General features: G+C 49.0%; 1 pseudogene. It reads left to right on the top strand.

The window, feature by feature from the left end:
* A pseudogene (locus CKL79_RS22815) lies at nucleotides 1–117 on the top strand (helix-turn-helix domain-containing protein); the annotation flags it as partial.
* Nucleotides 118–239 lie beyond the last annotated feature (122 nt).

Here is a 239-nt window from a genome sequence, read left to right as displayed (position 1 = left end):
CAGACCCATGCCCTGCGACAACAGGGACACCAAATTAAAGACATCGCCCATCACCTGGGCATCGGTAAACGGACTGTCTACACCTATCTCTCGCATCTCACCTTCCCAGAATGGCAGCCCTCTATCCGACAACGCAGCAGTTATTTACTTGAGTGTTGTGCTCTGACGGTAGAAAAATAATTGAGGCGTTATCTAGCGAGTCATGCAGGCACCCCCTTATTCTGCTTGTCAAACAATTT

Origin of the sequence: Leptolyngbya sp. BC1307 (assembly GCF_002286735.1) — a bacterium.
Lineage (GTDB): Bacteria > Cyanobacteriota > Cyanobacteriia > Phormidesmidales > Phormidesmidaceae > Phormidesmis.
Note: the sequence above shows the minus strand (reverse complement) of the source record. Positions and strands in the feature narration are given on the sequence as shown.